Source organism: Kitasatospora sp. NPDC022856 (assembly GCF_055561235.1).
On the sequence record NZ_JBVHHE010000006.1, the window covers coordinates 1 to 15,097 of the forward strand.

General features: G+C 71.8%; 15 protein-coding genes. 10 read left to right on the top strand and 5 right to left on the bottom strand.

Annotated features, from left to right (window positions below):
- Positions 1 to 114 precede the first annotated feature (114 nt).
- The 8 genes from mshD to pstB all read left to right on the top strand — a co-directional run bounded on the left by mshD (position 115) and on the right by pstB (position 9,938).
- Complete coding sequence (mshD, locus tag ACZ34W_RS08925) at positions 115 to 1,152, top strand: mycothiol synthase (RefSeq protein ID WP_465602801.1); 1,038 nt, start codon at positions 115 to 117, stop codon at positions 1,150 to 1,152.
- Between the two features lie 426 nt (positions 1,153 to 1,578).
- Positions 1,579 to 3,756, top strand: coding sequence for an RNA degradosome polyphosphate kinase (locus ACZ34W_RS08930; RefSeq protein ID WP_329492196.1), 2,178 nt, complete (start codon positions 1,579 to 1,581; stop codon positions 3,754 to 3,756).
- Between the two features lie 139 nt (positions 3,757 to 3,895).
- A complete protein-coding gene (locus tag ACZ34W_RS08935; RefSeq protein WP_359803857.1) occupies positions 3,896 to 4,981 on the top strand; it encodes a CHAD domain-containing protein in 1,086 nt (361 codons plus the stop codon).
- A gap of 43 nt (positions 4,982 to 5,024) precedes the next feature.
- Complete coding sequence (locus tag ACZ34W_RS08940) at positions 5,025 to 5,486, top strand: NUDIX hydrolase (RefSeq protein WP_465603075.1); 462 nt, start codon at positions 5,025 to 5,027, stop codon at positions 5,484 to 5,486.
- A 274-nt stretch (positions 5,487 to 5,760) separates the two neighbouring features.
- Entirely contained in the window at positions 5,761 to 6,891 is a 1,131-nt protein-coding gene (gene pstS, locus ACZ34W_RS08945) for a phosphate ABC transporter substrate-binding protein PstS (protein WP_465602803.1), read from the top strand.
- 149 nt (positions 6,892 to 7,040) lie between these two features.
- Positions 7,041 to 8,021, top strand: a complete 981-nt coding sequence (gene pstC, locus ACZ34W_RS08950) for a phosphate ABC transporter permease subunit PstC (protein WP_329489082.1) — start codon at positions 7,041 to 7,043, stop codon at positions 8,019 to 8,021.
- The gene (gene pstA, locus ACZ34W_RS08955) at positions 8,018 to 9,094 is read left to right on the top strand and encodes a phosphate ABC transporter permease PstA (RefSeq protein ID WP_329489083.1); all 1,077 of its coding nucleotides are present in this window, start codon (positions 8,018 to 8,020) and stop codon (positions 9,092 to 9,094) included. Before pstC ends, pstA begins: the two co-directional genes overlap by 4 nt.
- Before the next feature lie 67 nt (positions 9,095 to 9,161).
- Positions 9,162 to 9,938, top strand: coding sequence for a phosphate ABC transporter ATP-binding protein PstB (pstB, locus tag ACZ34W_RS08960; RefSeq protein ID WP_329489084.1), 777 nt, complete (start codon positions 9,162 to 9,164; stop codon positions 9,936 to 9,938).
- 133 nt (positions 9,939 to 10,071) lie between these two features.
- On the opposite strand, the gene ACZ34W_RS08965 is transcribed toward pstB, so the two are convergent.
- Both ACZ34W_RS08965 and ACZ34W_RS08970 read right to left on the bottom strand, forming a co-directional pair.
- Positions 10,072 to 11,067, bottom strand: a complete 996-nt coding sequence (locus tag ACZ34W_RS08965) for an inorganic phosphate transporter (RefSeq protein WP_352293704.1) — start codon at positions 11,065 to 11,067, stop codon at positions 10,072 to 10,074.
- Between the two features lie 5 nt (positions 11,068 to 11,072).
- Positions 11,073 to 11,693, bottom strand: coding sequence for a DUF47 domain-containing protein (locus ACZ34W_RS08970; RefSeq protein WP_329489086.1), 621 nt, complete (start codon positions 11,691 to 11,693; stop codon positions 11,073 to 11,075).
- Positions 11,694 to 12,109: 416 nt separating this feature from the next.
- Here ACZ34W_RS08970 and ACZ34W_RS08975 point away from each other — a divergent pair, with 416 nt between their 5' ends.
- The gene (locus tag ACZ34W_RS08975) at positions 12,110 to 12,514 is read left to right on the top strand and encodes a metal-sensitive transcriptional regulator (protein WP_359835476.1); all 405 of its coding nucleotides are present in this window, start codon (positions 12,110 to 12,112) and stop codon (positions 12,512 to 12,514) included.
- Between the two features lie 22 nt (positions 12,515 to 12,536).
- On the opposite strand, the gene ACZ34W_RS08980 is transcribed toward ACZ34W_RS08975, so the two are convergent.
- Together ACZ34W_RS08980 and ACZ34W_RS08985 are read right to left on the bottom strand one after the other, a co-directional pair.
- Positions 12,537 to 12,830, bottom strand: coding sequence for a hypothetical protein (locus ACZ34W_RS08980; RefSeq protein ID WP_465602807.1), 294 nt, complete (start codon positions 12,828 to 12,830; stop codon positions 12,537 to 12,539).
- A 172-nt stretch (positions 12,831 to 13,002) separates the two neighbouring features.
- Positions 13,003 to 13,902 (bottom strand): SCO4651 family lipoprotein, encoded by a 900-nt coding sequence (locus tag ACZ34W_RS08985; protein ID WP_352293698.1) that lies wholly within the window; start codon positions 13,900 to 13,902, stop codon positions 13,003 to 13,005.
- Positions 13,903 to 14,069: 167 nt separating this feature from the next.
- Here ACZ34W_RS08985 and ACZ34W_RS08990 point away from each other — a divergent pair, with 167 nt between their 5' ends.
- A complete protein-coding gene (locus ACZ34W_RS08990; protein WP_329492412.1) occupies positions 14,070 to 14,267 on the top strand; it encodes a hypothetical protein in 198 nt (65 codons plus the stop codon).
- A 55-nt stretch (positions 14,268 to 14,322) separates the two neighbouring features.
- Here ACZ34W_RS08990 and ACZ34W_RS08995 read toward each other — a convergent pair whose 3' ends face one another.
- The gene (locus ACZ34W_RS08995; protein ID WP_465602809.1) at positions 14,323 to 15,033 is read right to left on the bottom strand and encodes a phosphatase PAP2 family protein; all 711 of its coding nucleotides are present in this window, start codon (positions 15,031 to 15,033) and stop codon (positions 14,323 to 14,325) included.
- Between the last annotated feature and the right edge of the window lie 64 nt (positions 15,034 to 15,097).

Below are 15,097 nucleotides of genomic sequence, written 5' to 3' on the forward strand. Positions count from 1 at the left end.
TGCAGGGGGGACCCTGTGGGAGAGTAGGACGCCGCCGAACAATCATTGTGAAGAACCCCCCGATCCTTACGGATCGGGGGGTTCTTTGCGTTTCCCTTGACGTATCGTCAGAGCATGGACGATCAGGACGCGCAGCAGGAACGGGTCTACGAGGGAACGCCGGCGACCGGCGAGGGGGTGGTCGTCGCGCGCGAGGTGCTCCGGCCGGAGGCGCGCGACGGTGCGCTGCGCGTGCTGACGGAGGCCCAGGCGGTGGACGGCCGTGCCGCGGTCTCCGAGCAGGGGCGTCTGCGGCTCCGCTCCTCGGACACGGCCCGCCCGGGAGTCGTCCACTTCGTCCAGCGGGCAGCAGATCCGGCACAGCCGGTGGACGACGTCGTCGGCTACGCACAGCTGGAACTCCCCCAGGGCGACCCGGCCGGCGCCAACCCGTCGGCCGAGCTCGTGGTGGCGCCGGCCGCCAGGGGCCGCGGCTTCGGCCGCCCGCTGCTGGACGCGGTACTGACCGAGGCACATCGGGCCGGCCGCGACCACGTCGACGTCTGGGTGCACGGCGGGCACCCGGCGGCCCGCCACCTGGCCGGGAAGTACGGCGCCGAGCTGGTCCGCGAGCTGCGGCAGATGCGCCGCACCGGTCCGCAGACCGAGGCGGTCGCCCTCCCGGACGGCATCGAGCTGCGGACCTTCCGCCCCGGCGAGGACGACGCCGAGTGGCTGCGGCTGAACGCGCTGGCCTTCGCGCACCACCCGGAGCAGGGCTCCTGGACCGAGCAGGACCTCGCGGACCGGCTGGCCGAGCCGTGGTTCGATCCGGCGGGCTTCTTCCTCGCGACCCGCGGCGGCCGGGCGGTCGGCTTCCACTGGACCAAGGTGCACCCGGCGGCCGCCACCGAGCCGGCCCTCGGTGAGGTGTACGTGGTCGGCGTGGACCCGGCGGAACAGGGCAGCGGCCTCGGCCGTGCGCTGACCGCGGCCGGCCTGCGTCACCTGACCGGCGGCGGACCGGGCGAGCGAGGGCTGGAGACGGTCCTGCTCTACGTGGATGCGGACAACCCGGCCGCCGTGCGCGTCTACGAACGACTGGGGTTCACCGTCCACGAGGTCGACCTGATGTACCGCGTCCAGTACTGCGGGCCCGCAGCGGCCGAATGAGACCGGCCGAATGAGACCGGCCGAGCGACCCCGCGCGCCGGTGTCGTACCGCGACCGGGCCGCCACCCGATCGCAGTAGGGTTGATCGCGCGCGGGTACCCGTCGGCAGACACGGAACCACGGTCCGGCGCGGCGCCGGGACGGCATAGCGGACAGTCGGGGCCGAAGCAACGGGTGGGCCGCCAAGCCCCGGCTCCGACCGATTCAGCTTTCCTCCTGGCCATGCGGTGTTTACCGTGGATTCAATTGCTGCCGCGAAGATCACAGGATGAAGTCCGTAGTGTCTCGCTCGTGCAGCGTCGGCGACGCCTGCCGGCCGGTCCCGTGTTGACCGCGCCGGGCGGGTGGGCGTTGGCGCTGGGCGAGGACGACGGCCCGCAGAGCCTTTCCCGTCCGGACGCCGTCCTGCTGGAGGAGCTGGAGCCCATGAGCATCCCCCGCCCTGTCTCTGCCCCGCTGTCCCCTCCGGCCCGGATGTCCAGTGCGCTGGGGATACCGCCGGAGCTTCCGGCCGCAGACGACGAGTTGTTCGACGAACTGCCCCAGGGCCGTTTCCTGGACCGCGAGCGCAGCTGGCTCGCGTTCAACGAGCGGGTGCTGGAACTGGCGGAGGATCCGCAGATCCCGCTGCTGGAGCGGACCAAGTTCCTCGCGATCTTCGCGAGCAACCTGGACGAGTTCTTCATGGTCCGGGTGGCCGGCCTGAAGCGCCGGATCGCCACCGGGGTGGCCCAGCGCAGTGCCTCCGGCCTCCAGCCGCGCGAGGTGCTGGACCTCATCTGGACCCGTTCGCGCGAGCTGATGGCGCGGCACGCCGCCGCCTGCCAGCAGGAGGTCCTGCCGGACCTCGCGAGCGAGGGCATCGAGCTGGTCCGCTGGCCCGAGCTGGCCGAGAAGGAGCAGGCCCGCCTGCACACCCTGTTCCGGCAGAAGATCTTCCCGGTGCTCACCCCGCTGGCGGTGGACCCGGCCCACCCGTTCCCCTACATATCGGGGCTCTCCCTCAACCTCGCCGTGGTGGTGCGCAACCCGGTCTCCGGGCACAAGCACTTCGCCCGGGTGAAGGTGCCGCAGTCCCTGGCCCGCTTCCTGGAGGCCTCCCCCCAGCGCTACGTGCCGCTGGAGGACGTCATGGGCGCCCATCTGGAGGAGCTCTTCCCGGGGATGGAGGTGCTCGCGCACCACGCCTTCCGGGTCACCAGGAACGAGGACCTGGAGGTCGAGGAGGACGACACCGAGAACATCCTCAAGGCCCTGGAGAAGGAGCTCATGCGGCGGCGCTTCGGCCCGCCGGTGCGGCTGGAGGTCGAGGAGTCGATCGACCCCTACATCCTGGACCTGCTGGTGCGGGAGCTGAACATCACCGAGGCGGAGGTCTTCCCGCTGCCCGGTCCGCTCGACCTCACCGGTCTGTTCGGCATCGCCGACCTGGACCGCCCCGAGCTGAAGTACCCGAAGTTCGTCGCGGGTACGGCGCGCGGTCTGACCGACGTCGAGTCGGCCTCGCAGCCGGACATCTTCGCCGCGATGCGCGAGCGGGAGGTCCTGCTGCACCACCCGTACGACAGCTTCTCGACCTCGGTGCAGGCCTTCCTGGAGCAGGCCGCGGGCGACCCGGACGTGCTGGCGATCAAGCAGACGCTGTACCGGACCTCCGGTGACTCGCCGATCGTGGACGCGCTGATCGACGCCGCCGAGTCGGGCAAGCAGGTGCTGGTGCTGGTCGAGATCAAGGCGCGCTTCGACGAGCAGGCCAACATCAAGTGGGCCCGCAAGCTGGAGGAGTCCGGCTGCCACGTGGTCTACGGCCTGGTCGGGCTGAAGACGCACTGCAAGCTGTCCCTGGTGGTCCGCCAGGAGGGCGACACCCTGCGCCGCTACTCGCACGTCGGCACCGGCAACTACCACCCGAAGACGGCCCGGCTGTACGAGGACATCGGGCTGCTGACCTCGGACCCGCAGGTCGGCGCGGACCTCTCGGACCTCTTCAACCGGCTCTCCGGCTACTCGCGCCGCGAGTCCTACCGGCGGCTGCTGACCGCGCCGCGCGGCCTGCGGGACGGGCTGATCTCCCGGATCCACAACGAGATCGCCCATCACCGGGCCGGCCGTCCGGCGTTCGTGAAGATCAAGGTCAACTCGATCGTCGACGAGGCCGTGATCGACGCGCTCTACCGGGCCTCCCAGGCCGGAGTACCGGTGGACGTCTGGGTGCGCGGGATCTGCGCGATCCGCCCGGGTGTGCCGGGGCTGAGCGAGAACATCCGGGTGCGCAGCGTCCTCGGGCGGTTCCTGGAGCACTCGCGGATCTTCGTCTTCGGCAACAACGGGGACCCGGAGGTGTGGATCGGCAGCGCCGACATGATGCACCGCAACCTGGACCGCCGGATCGAGGCGCTGATGCGGATCACCGACCCGGCGCACCGGGCCGAGCTGTCCGGGCTGATCGACCTGGGAGTGTCGGACGAGACCGAGTCCTGGCACCTCGGGCCGGACGGCGCCTGGACCCGTCACGCCCAGGACGCCGAGGGCAAGCCGCTGCGACACGTCCAGGACCTGCTCATCGACTCGCGCCAGCGCCGCCGCGCCGCCACCGCCCGCTGACCGCGAGCCGCCGCCACGACCCATGGAGCGACCCACCGGGGCGAGCCGCCGACACGGGCCGCCCAGCGTCGGGATCCGCTGCGGCGGTCGGCCACCAGCCCCGGGGGACGGCTCCGGGGGAACGGGGATCTACCTAGTCATGACCGATGCGCCGATGACGGCCCAGACGGCCTCCACCGCGACCGCCGGGGACATCCTCTCCAGCCATCTCACGGCCCAGGCCGGGGCGTTCCTGCGGGCGCTGCCGATGGCCGTGGGCGAGGTCGGCGCCAGACCGGGGGCGGCCGTCGTCCCGTCCACCGGCACGGCCGGACTGCTGCGGGCGGTACGGCGGATCGGCGGGCTGCTGCACACCTTCGGCGGGTCCTTCGACCAGGCCTGGGCGCAGGAGTCGCGCACCGAGCTGCGCTGGCTGCTGAACCTGCTGGCGCTGGAGCCGGGGTACGTCCGCCGGTCGGCCCGGCTGCTGGGCGCGCTGGACGCGCTGACCGGCAGCGAGGCGGACGGTCCCGGCATGCTGGCCGGCCACGCCGGGGCGCCGAAGGCGCGGGCGCTGCTCGACCGCCAGCTGACGCTGGCCCGGACCAGGGCGCACTCGACCGTGCTGCAGGAGCTCCGTTCGGCGCGGCTGCACGCGCTGGCGGACCGGATGACGCTGCTGGTCGCCGAGGCGCCGCTGCTGGAGACGGCGGACGGCCGGGCCGGCGCGGTGCTGCTGCCGCAGGCGGCGACGGCGTTCGGCGCGCTGACGGCGAGCGCCCAGCAGCTGCCGCTGCGGCGGGCGGCCACCCCGTACGGCGGGGACGGTCTGCGCCGGCTCGGCGCGGTGCCGGCGGCCCGGGGCGCGATGGACGCCGACGCGGCGCTGGCGGCGGACGACGCGCCGTGGCACCGGGTGCGGATCCTGGTGAAGCGGGCCCGCTACGCGCTGGAGGTGTGCGGCCTTCCGGCCGCCGAGCTGGACGCGCTGGACGAGGTGCTGCGCCGGCACCAGGAGGCGGCCGACGCGGCGGTCACCGCGGCCACGGCGGCGCGGACGCCGAGGATCACACCCGCGACCGCCTACGTGCTCGGCGTGGTGCATGCTGATCAACGACTGGAGGTGGAGGCGGCACGGTACGCCTTCGGCCGCCGGTGGCCCGAACTCCCGCCGGGCCTGGACGGCTGGCTGGAGATCCCCCCTGCCGAGGGCTGGGGGTACACCCCCGCACCCCGGACGGCATGACGTGCACGACCGCCTGAGCACCGAGCGGGCCCACGGCTCGACCATCAGCAGCCCGCGGCCCGGGCGGGGGCCGGTGGTGCTGGCCGCCGGAGCGGTGCTCTGGCTGCCGGGGCGCCCGAAGAAGAGCGGCCGGCTCGGGCGGCCGCGGATCGCGGTGATCCACCGGCCCAAGTACGACGACTGGAGCCTGCCGAAGGGCAAGCTCGACCCGGGGGAGGGCGTGGTCGAGGCGGCGCTGCGCGAGGTGCGCGAGGAGACCGGGTTCTCCTGCGTGCTGGGGGACGAGCTGCCGACGCAGCACTACCTGGCGCAGGGGCGGCCGAAGGAGGTCCGGTACTGGGCGGCGGTGCCGGCGGCCGGGGAGTTCCGGCCGAACCGGGAGGTGGACCGGCTGGAGTGGCTGCCGGCGGGGAAGGCCAGGGCCAGGCTGACGCACGAGCGCGACCGGGTGCTGTTGGACGCGCTGCTCGGGATGCTCGGCGCGCGGCCGGTCCGGTCCTCGTAGCCTGGCCCGCCCTCCTGGCCGGACCGGCGACGGGACGTCGGCAGTGATCTTCCCGCGCCCTGCTCGTGACGCAACCGTTACTACCTGACGTAGTTTCCTGTCATCCGTCCGAGGTTCACTCCCCGTTCACTTCCGACCGGCTGACGTGTCACTTACCCGGCTTAACTTCGGGGTTACCGGAGGGCCGCACGGGCCCCGGACCACAGCAAAACCCGCGCCCCGCCGTCCTCGTACGGTCCGCGTGCCGGGCAATGCCACAGAAAGGGACACCCCTGTGAAGCTCCAGCGGAACGGCCGCTCCAAGGCCCTCGCCATCGGTGCCATGGCGCTCGTCAGCTCGCTGTCGCTCGCCGCCTGCGGTTCGGACGAGAACAACACCAACGCGTCCGGCGGCAGCGGCTCCGCCTCGGCTCCCGCGATCGCCTGTGGCAGCAAGCCCGCCGCCCTGATCTCCGCGGGTTCCACCGCGCAGGGCAACGCGATCGACGTCTGGAAGAACAACTTCGGCGCCGCGTGCTCCGGCTCCAGCATCAACTACGGCGGCGGCGGCTCGGGCGCGGGTGTCCAGCAGTTCAACCAGGGCAAGATCCAGTTCGCCGGTTCCGACTCGCCGCTGAAGCCGGCCGAGGTCGAGGACAGCAAGAAGGTCTGCACCGGCGGTCAGGGCATCAACCTGCCGCTCGTCGCGGGTCTGATCTCGATCGTCTACAACGTGGACGGCGTCGACAACCTGGTCCTGGACGGCGCGACCGCCGCCAAGATCTTCGACTCGCAGATCACCAAGTGGAACGACCCGGCGATCGCCGCGCTGAACCCGGGCGCCAAGCTGCCGGACGCCGACATCCAGGCCGTCCACCGCACGGACGACTCGGGCACCAACGAGAACCTGACCAAGTACTTCGCCAAGGTCTCCAACGGCGCCTGGAGCTACCCGGCCGCCAAGGCCTGGGCCGGCAAGGGCGGCCAGGGCGCGAACGGCTCCGCCGGTGTCGCGGCCCAGGTGAAGCAGGTCAAGAACTCGATCAGCTACGCCGAGCTGTCCTACGCGCAGAGCAACAACCTGAAGAGCGCCGCGATCGCCACCGGCGCCTCCAAGCCGGTCGAGGCCACTGCCGCCAACGCCGCCACCACCTTCGCCAAGGCGAAGATCGCCGGCACCGGCAGCGACCTGGCGCTGACCCTCGACTACGGCACCAAGGAGGAGGGTTCCTACCCGATCGTCCTGGTCACCTACGAGATCGTCTGCGACAAGGGCAACAAGGCCGACACGCTCGACGCGCTGAAGGCGTTCCTGACCTACGCCGCCAGCGACGCCGGTCAGAAGGCGGTCGGCGACACCGGCTACGTCGCGCTCCCGAAGGAGCTGACGGACAAGGTCAACGCGGTCATCCCGACCCTGGCCTGATCCAGCCCGACCTCCGGTGGAGCGGCCCCGTGGACGAGGGGGCCGGGGCCGCTCCGCCGGACAGCACGACTTCGCCATGAGCACGTCCGGGGCACCGCCGCCAGGGTGCCGCCCCCTCGGGGCAGCACCACCAGACCGGAGTAGACCACATGACTTCATCCTCCCCTGCCGCCCCGCGAGGCAGGGAACGCCGCAAGCGTGACAGCCGGCTCGGCGACAAGATCTTCATGAACGCCGCCCGTGGGTCGGGCATCCTGCTGCTGGTCATCATGGCCGCCATCGCAGGCTTCCTGACCTGGCGCGCGGGCATCGCGCTGAGCAAGAACGAGGGCAACTTCCTCACCACCTTCGAGTGGACGCCGGACGCCGCGAAGCCCGTCTTCGGCATCGCCGTCCTGGCGTTCGGCACCATCATCAGCGCGGCGCTCGCGATGGCGATCGCCGTCCCGGTGGCCATCGGGATCGCGCTGTTCATCTCGCACTACGCGCCGCGCCGGATCGCCCAGCCGTTCGCCTACCTGGTGGACCTGCTGGCCGCCGTGCCCAGCATCATCTACGGCCTCTGGGGCGCGCTCTTCCTGGTGCCGCACCTCTACGGGCTGACCAGCTGGCTGGACGAGTACCTCGGCTGGACGTACGTCTTCGACCAGTCCCGGGTCGGCACCGTGCCGCGCACGCTGTTCACCGTGGGCATCCTGCTGGCCATCATGATCCTGCCGATCATCACCGCGGTGACCCGGGAGGTCTTCCGGCAGGTGCCGCGGATGCACGAGGAGGCGGCGCTCGCGCTCGGCGCGACCCGCTGGGAGATGATCCGCACCGCGGTGCTGCCGTTCGGCCGCCCCGGCATCATCTCGGCCTCGATGCTCGGCCTCGGCCGTGCGCTCGGCGAGACCATCGCGGTCGCGGTGGTGCTCTCCTCCAACAACGTCCTCTCGCTCCACCTGCTCGACCCGGGCGGTGGCACCTTCGCGCAGAACATCGCGCTGAAGTTCGCCGAGGCCCAGCCCTTCGGCCGGGACGCGCTGATGGCCTCCGGCCTCGTCCTGTTCGTGATCACCCTCGTGGTGAACGGTGCCGCGCGGCTGATCGTCGCCCGCCGCAAGGAGTACTCGGGGGCCAACGCATGAGCGCCGCGACCACGTCCGTTCCGGCGGACACCCGCCCGGTCGGCCGCCCGCTGACCTCCAACCGCCTGCCCAGGTGGACCCCGGCCGCCGTCGCCGCCGGCTCGATCGCGCTCGGCTGCGGGATCGGCGCGGTCGGCGGGCTGGAGAGCCACCTGCAGTGGGGCCTCATCTCGGCGCTGCTGTTCCTGGGGATCAGCTACGGGCTCGCCGCCCGGGTCGAGGGCCGCCGCCAGGCCAAGGACCGCTTCGCCACCTCGGTGGTCTGGGTCGCCTTCATCCTGGCCGTGGTGCCGCTGGCCGCGCTCACCATCTACACCGTCCAGCAGGGCGCGGAGGTGGTGAACGGCAACTTCCTGACGCACTCGATGAAGGGCGTCCGCTACTCGGGCCCCGGCGGCGGCATCTACCACGCGCTGATCGGCACCATCGAGCAGGTCCTGCTGGCCACCGCGATGGCCGCCCCGATCGGTCTGCTGACCGCCGTCTACCTGGTCGAGTACGGCCGGGGCCGGCTCGCCAAGGCGGTCACCTTCTTCGTCGACGTCATGACGGGTGTCCCGTCGATCGTCGCCGGTCTGTTCATCCTGTCCCTGTGGAACATCGCCCTCGGCTTCTCCTACTCGGGCTTCTCGGGCTCCCTCGCGCTGGCGATCCTGATGATGCCGGTCGTGGTCCGTTCCACCGAGGAGATGCTGAAGCTCGTCCCGAACGAGCTGCGCGAGGCGTCGTACGCCCTCGGCGTGCCGAAGTGGAAGACCATCCTGCGGATCGTCCTCCCCACCGCGATCGGCGGCATCACCACCGGTCTGATGCTCGCGGTCGCCCGCATCACGGGCGAGACCGCCCCGGTGATGATGCTGGTCTTCGGCGCGGACTTCATCAACAGTGACCCGTTCAACGGGCCGCAGCAGTCGCTGCCGATGTACATCTGGCAGCAGTACGCGGTGGTGAACAACGACTACGGCTACGCCCGTGCCTGGGGCGCGGCGCTGGTGCTGATCGCCTTCGTGATGGGGCTCAACCTCATCGCCCGGGGCATCGCACGCTGGCGTTCGCCCAAGGGCGGACGCTGAGCGCCGACTGACGTACGACCCAGAATTCATTAGCGGCCCCCGGCCGCGGGCGAGAGAAGTAACGATCATGGCCAAGCGCATCGACGTCAGCGGACTGTCCGCCTTCTACGGCACCACCAAGGCCATCGAGGACATCTCGATGAGCATCGAGCCCCGCTCGGTGACGGCCTTCATCGGCCCCTCGGGCTGCGGCAAGTCCACCTTCCTGCGGACCCTCAACCGGATGCACGAGGTGATCCCCGGCGCCCGTGTCGAGGGCAAGGTGCTCCTGGACGACGAGAACCTCTACGGCTCGCACGTCGACCCGGTCGCCGTCCGCCGGGCGGTCGGCATGGTGTTCCAGCGGCCGAACCCGTTCCCGACGATGTCGATCTACGACAACGTGATCGCCGGGCTGAAGCTCGCGGGCGTCCGCAAGAAGTCCGTCCTGGACGGCGTGGTGGAGAAGTCCCTCAAGGGCGCCAACCTGTGGAACGAGGTCAAGGACCGGCTGAACAAGCCGGGTGCCGGCCTCTCCGGCGGTCAGCAGCAGCGCCTCTGCATCGCCCGCGCCATCGCGGTCGAGCCGCAGGTCCTGCTGATGGACGAGCCCTGCTCGGCGCTCGACCCGATCTCCACCCTCGCCATCGAGGACCTGATCGGCGAGCTGAAGTCCCAGTTCACGATCGTGATCGTGACGCACAACATGCAGCAGGCGGCCCGCGTCAGCGACCGCACCGCCTTCTTCAACCTCGCCGGGGTCGGCCAGCCGGGCAAGCTGATCGAGCTGGACGACACCCAGCGGATCTTCTCCAACCCGTCCGTGCAGGCGACCGAGGACTACATCTCCGGCCGCTTCGGCTAGACCGCCCGGAGCCAGAGCTGCTTCGTGGTGCTGCATGGCGGTGCCGCCGCGAAGTATGAGGAAGGGCCCGCCCCCGAGACGTGGGGGCGGGCCCTTGCCATGTCCGCCGGCGCGTCCTGCCCGGCCCGGGGCGTCAGCCCCAGAACAGGTGGACGAACCAGTACATCAGCGCCGCGACGATCGCCGCGGCCGGCATCGTGATGAACCAGCCGAGCACGATGTTCTTCGCGACGCCCCAGCGGACCGCGCGGATCCGCTTGGTGGCGCCCACGCCCATGATCGCCGAGGTGATCACGTGGGTGGTGGAGATCGGCGCCTTGAAGACGAACGAGGTGATGTACATGACCGTCGAGGCGGTGGCCTCGGCGGCGAAGCCCTGCGGCGGGTCCAGCTCGATGATCTTGCGGCCGAGGGTCCGCATGATCCGCCAGCCGCCCGCGTAGGTGCCCAGCGAGAGCATCGTGGCGCAGGAGATCTTCACCCAGACCGGGATGTCACTGCTGTCGTGGTGGCCCGAGATGGTGAGCGCCATGACCACGATGCCCATGGTCTTCTGGGCGTCCTGCAGACCGTGCGCGAGGGCCATGGCGGCGGCCGAGGCGGTCTGCGCGACCCGGAAGTTGCGCTTGGCGCGGTGCGGGTTGGCCCGCCGGAAGATCCACAGGATCGCCAGCATGACGAGGTAGCCGCCGACCAGGCCGACGATCGGCGAGACGATCATCGGGATGACGATCTTGTCGAGGACGCCGCTCCAGATCACCTCGGTGCCGCCGGCCAGGGCCGCCCCGACCATGCCGCCGAACAGCGCGTGGGAGGAGGAGGACGGCAGGCCGAAGTACCAGGTGACCAGGTTCCAGGCGATCGCGCCGACGAGGGCGGCGAACAGGATCGCCATGCCCTGGTTGCCGGTCGGGGTGGCGATGATGCCCTTGGAGACGGTGTGCGCCACGCCGCTGCCGAGGAAGGCGCCGGCCAGGTTCATCACCGCGGCCATCGCGAGCGCGGCCCGCGGGGTGAGGGCCCGGGTGGAGACCGAGGTGGCGATGGCGTTCGCGGAGTCGTGGAAGCCGTTGGTGTAGGTGAAGAAGAACGCAACGCCGAGGACGGCGATGAGTGCAGCCAGGTCCACGGGGGTCAGGACTCCTTGACGGCGATGGTCTCCACCGTGTTGGCGACGTGCTCGAACGCGTCCGCCGCCTCCTCAAGGACGTCCACGACCTGCTTGAGCTTGAGCACCTCGATGGCGTCGTACTGGCCGGAGAACAGGTGGGCGAGCAGCTTGCGGTGGATCTGGTCGGCCTGGTTCTCCAGCCGGTTGACCTCGATCCAGTACTCGGTGAGGTTGGACATGGTGCGCAGGTTCGGCATCGCCTCGGCGGTGAGCTCGGCGGCGCGCGCCAGCACCTCGATCTGCTGTTCGATGCCCTTGGGCAGGGTCTGGATGTCGTAGAGGACGACCAGGTCGACGGCCTCCTCCATGAAGTCCATGATGTCGTCCAGCGACGAGGCGAGGCTGTAGATGTCCTCGCGGTCGAAGGGCGTGATGAACGACGAGTTCAGCTGGTGGAAGACCGCATGGGTGGTGTCGTCCCCGGCGTGCTCGGCGGCGCGCATGCGCTCGACGATCTCCGCGCGGGCCGACACGTCTGATCCCAGCAGCTCCAGCAGGAGCTTCGATCCCACGACGAGGTTCTCCGCGGCCGCGGCGAACATGTCGTAGAAACTCGTCTCCTTCGGGGTCAGGCTAAAACGCACGGAAATCTCCGATGTGCGGGGTAGGGACTGAACGATGCTAGGTGCAACCAAGCGCAATTGCGCAAACGGGGTGGTGCGAGGGGAGGCGGATCCTCCGCTTCCGTTTGGTCGCCGTAGTGGTGCACCCGGCCCGCACACCCATGTGCGGACGTGAGCCCCCAGTCTGACGGAACCTCGCGCGGTTTGCCCCTGCCGTGCGCGCGGAACAGCGGGGTGTGGCCCGGACGGGGGAACCACCCTCCGGCCCGGCCCCGGGGCCCGGCCGGACCCCGCCCGGAGCCCGTCCGGGGCCGCTCTGGGGCCCCTCTGGGACCGCTCCGGGCCGTGGACCGCGCCGGAGGAACACCACGACCGGCCCCGGTGTTGGACACTGGAGGCCGACGCAGCCACCCAGGCATCCAGACGAAGGCGGGCCGATGACCACGACGGAAGCGCGCACCGACCCGGACCAGGCGCCGGGGGGCGAGCCGCACGGCGCCGCCGCCGGGCCGGCCGCTCCGGAGGCGCCCGCACAGCACGGTGGGCACGGCGGACACGGTCCGCACGGGTACAGCGCCCAGAAGGACGCCCACCTCAAGCGCCTGCGCCGGATCGAGGGCCAGATCCGCGGCCTCCAGCGGATGGTCGACGAGGACGTCTACTGCATCGACGTGCTGACCCAGGTGTCGGCCGGTACCAAGGCCCTGCAGTCCTTCGCGCTGTCCCTGCTGGAGGAGCACCTGCGGCACTGCGTCGCCGCGGCCGCCGAGGAGGGCGGCGCCGAGCTGGACGCCAAGGTGGCGGAGGCCACCGCCGCGATCGGCCGGCTGCTGCGCAGCTAGCCCCTCGGCCGGGGGCGGGGGCCTAGGAGCTGCCCTGGCGACCGGTTCCGGGGCCCGCCGCGGGCCCGGCTCCGGAGCGTCGGCCGACGCGTCCGGGCGCCCGCTCCTGGGGCGGCCGGTGCCCCGCCTCCGACGGCCGGTCGGCGGCCGCGGCGCCGTCGGGCCGGTCCAGCAGCAGCACCTCGTCGATCCGCTCCGGCGGGAGCCGGTCGCCGTCGCTGGCCGTGGCGGCGATCATCAGCTCGCCGGCCAGGTCGATCTCGTCGAGGGCCGCGTCCTCGTGGCCGCCGCTGCGGCCGCCCGTGGACGACACCACCTGCACCACCCCTTCAGCGCCTCGCCAGCCCGGGCGGCAGCCACCCGATGTCCAGCCTAGGCACTTCGCAGCCCGTCCACATGGCACGGACGGGCCATCTCGGCGCCGCCGAAACGGGTGGGCCGCGCTGCCCGGGGTGGCCCACCCGATCCGGCGGCGTCCCCGCCGCCGGCTACTTCGGGCTTTCCGTGGGCTTCATCGCGTAGATGTCGGCGGCGGGCGGCTCGGCCGCCTCCACCGGTTTGCCGAAGTCCGACAGCGTGGTGGTCGACGTCACCTTCACCTGGTCCTTCGCCTCCTTGGACCCGGCCACGCCGGCGAAGGTGAAGATCTCGACCACCTTGTGCAGCCGCCCCTGCTCGTCCAGCCAGGCGTCGTACGGGACGTCCTTGACCGTGAAGGTCTGGGAGCCCATCCGCAGGCCGTCCCCGCCCCGGCCGCCGGTCGCGTCCGCGGCCTTGGCGAGGTCCAGGGTGCCCCGGTAGTGCTTCAGCGGGACCCCGTCGACGGTCTCGGTGCCGACCAGGTCCGCCTTCTGCGCCCCGCGCAGCGCACCCGCGGCGGAGGCCGGTTCGGTGGCGCCGCTGCTGACCAGGTTGCCGTCCGGCAGCTGGCGCACGTCGAGCTTGACCCACTTGCCCTCGGGCACCTTGGCGCCGCTGTTCTGCAGGTAGACGGTGCCCGGCAGGACCACCTCGACGATCTTCCCGGTGGTCGCCGCGCCGGGTGGCACCGCGACCTCCAGCCGCCCGATCCGCTTCACGTAGTCGTAGCCGCCGGTGCCGGTGAAGACGGCTTTCTTCTCGGCCGACTCGGTGACCAGTTCGGTCGCGGTGTGCGCGGAGCCCGTCCGGCCGGTGATGTCGGCGGCGCTGCGGACGGCCGTCACCGGGTCGGCGGAGAGCCGGTCGGCGCCCGCCTTCTGGTCGGCCGAGCCGCCGGAGTCGGCGGTGGCGCCCGAGCAGCCGGCCAGCCCGGCGAGCGCGGCGGCGAGCACGGCGGCGCCGGCCGCCGAGCGCAGGTGGGGCAGTGGGCGACCGTGCCGCCGGCCGCTGCGCTGCTGGTCGGTCATCTTCATCCTCGCGACAACCCCCTCGGGCCCCGACTGCCCCGCCGGCCACCACCACCGGGTGGGCAGAGCTCTTTCCGGGCAAACGAGTTGGGCATCGAAGGGTTACGCGGCACCCGGCGCACGGCGGGCGTCGCGCGCCGGGTCCCGGGCGCGTTACGGTGAAGCACGTGCACAGTGAGCTGCCGGCCGAGCCCGGCACCGCCCGGATGCCCGAGCACCGCGTCGAGATCGGCGAGCGCGGTTCCTTCTGCTTCGCGACCTGCGCGTGCGGCTGGTTCTCACCGGCCCGCCGTTCCCGGGACCTGACCAGACGCGAGGCCGCCGACCACCTGGCCGGGAACGGCACCGGCCGGACGACGGTCTAGCGCCGGCAGGACGACGGTCTGGCGTCGGCCGGACGCGGCCTCGACAGTCCCGCCGCTAGGCCGCGAGGTCGGACTCCGGCGGCTGCTCGCCGGACGTCACGGTGCCGCCCGTCCGCCCCCGTCGGCCGCCGCGCGGGCGGTTGCCGGACTGCGGTGCCCGGATCAGCGGGGCGGCGGCGGTGCGGCTCAGCGCGTGGCAGAGCGGGACCAGCACGGCCATCGCGATCGGCGCCAGCAGCAGGACCACCGCGGTGGCGAGCGCGAAGCCGCCGATCACGTCGGTGGGGTAGTGGACGCCCATGTACATCCGGCAGAAGCCCTGCAGCAGCGCGAGGCCGCCGGCGATCCAGCCCAGCCGCCGGTTCACCAGGAACAGGGCCACCGCGATGCCCATCGACATCGTCGAGTGGTCGCTCACGAAGGAGTGGGTGCCCTCCTTGCCCTCCACCAGCACGTCCAGCCCGGCGTGGTCGACGAACGGCCGCGGGCGGTTGACGATGGCGGCGATCGGCAGGTTCGCCAGCTCGGCGAGGGCGACCGCGAGCGGCGCCCAGAGCAGGCCGGCGACGGCCACCGGGGCGTCCGGGCGGCGTCGCGCCTGGAGCCAGCCGACCAGCCCCAGCAGGGCCAGGCCGATCAGGATGCCGTACTCGCCGATCCAGGAGACCGCGTGGTCCAACCACTGCGGGGAGCGCTTGGCCAGGCCGTTGACGGCGTAGAGCAGTCCGAGGTCGGGGTTGGTCGTGTCGGCAAGCGGCGTCGACACGCCGCACCTCCTTCTGGTTCCGCAGCACCTGTTCGATCCGGCCGTGGCCCGCCGTCCCCGCCCT

Bases quoted from the DNA above. Each gene is read 5' to 3' on its own strand.
- ACZ34W_RS08930 (WP_329492196.1), top strand. From the start codon at position 1,579: ATGAGCATCCCCCGCCCTGTCTCTGCCCCGCTGTCCCCTCCGGCCCGG.
- pstB (WP_329489084.1), top strand. From the start codon at position 9,162: ATGGCCAAGCGCATCGACGTCAGCGGACTGTCCGCCTTCTACGGCACC.
- pstA (WP_329489083.1), top strand. From the start codon at position 8,018: ATGAGCGCCGCGACCACGTCCGTTCCGGCGGACACCCGCCCGGTCGGC.
- ACZ34W_RS08975 (WP_359835476.1), top strand. From the start codon at position 12,110: ATGACCACGACGGAAGCGCGCACCGACCCGGACCAGGCGCCGGGGGGC.
- ACZ34W_RS08985 (WP_352293698.1), bottom strand. From the start codon at position 13,902: ATGACCGACCAGCAGCGCAGCGGCCGGCGGCACGGTCGCCCACTGCCC.
- pstC (WP_329489082.1), top strand. From the start codon at position 7,041: ATGACTTCATCCTCCCCTGCCGCCCCGCGAGGCAGGGAACGCCGCAAG.
- ACZ34W_RS08935 (WP_359803857.1), top strand. From the start codon at position 3,896: ATGACCGATGCGCCGATGACGGCCCAGACGGCCTCCACCGCGACCGCC.
- mshD (WP_465602801.1), top strand. From the start codon at position 115: ATGGACGATCAGGACGCGCAGCAGGAACGGGTCTACGAGGGAACGCCG.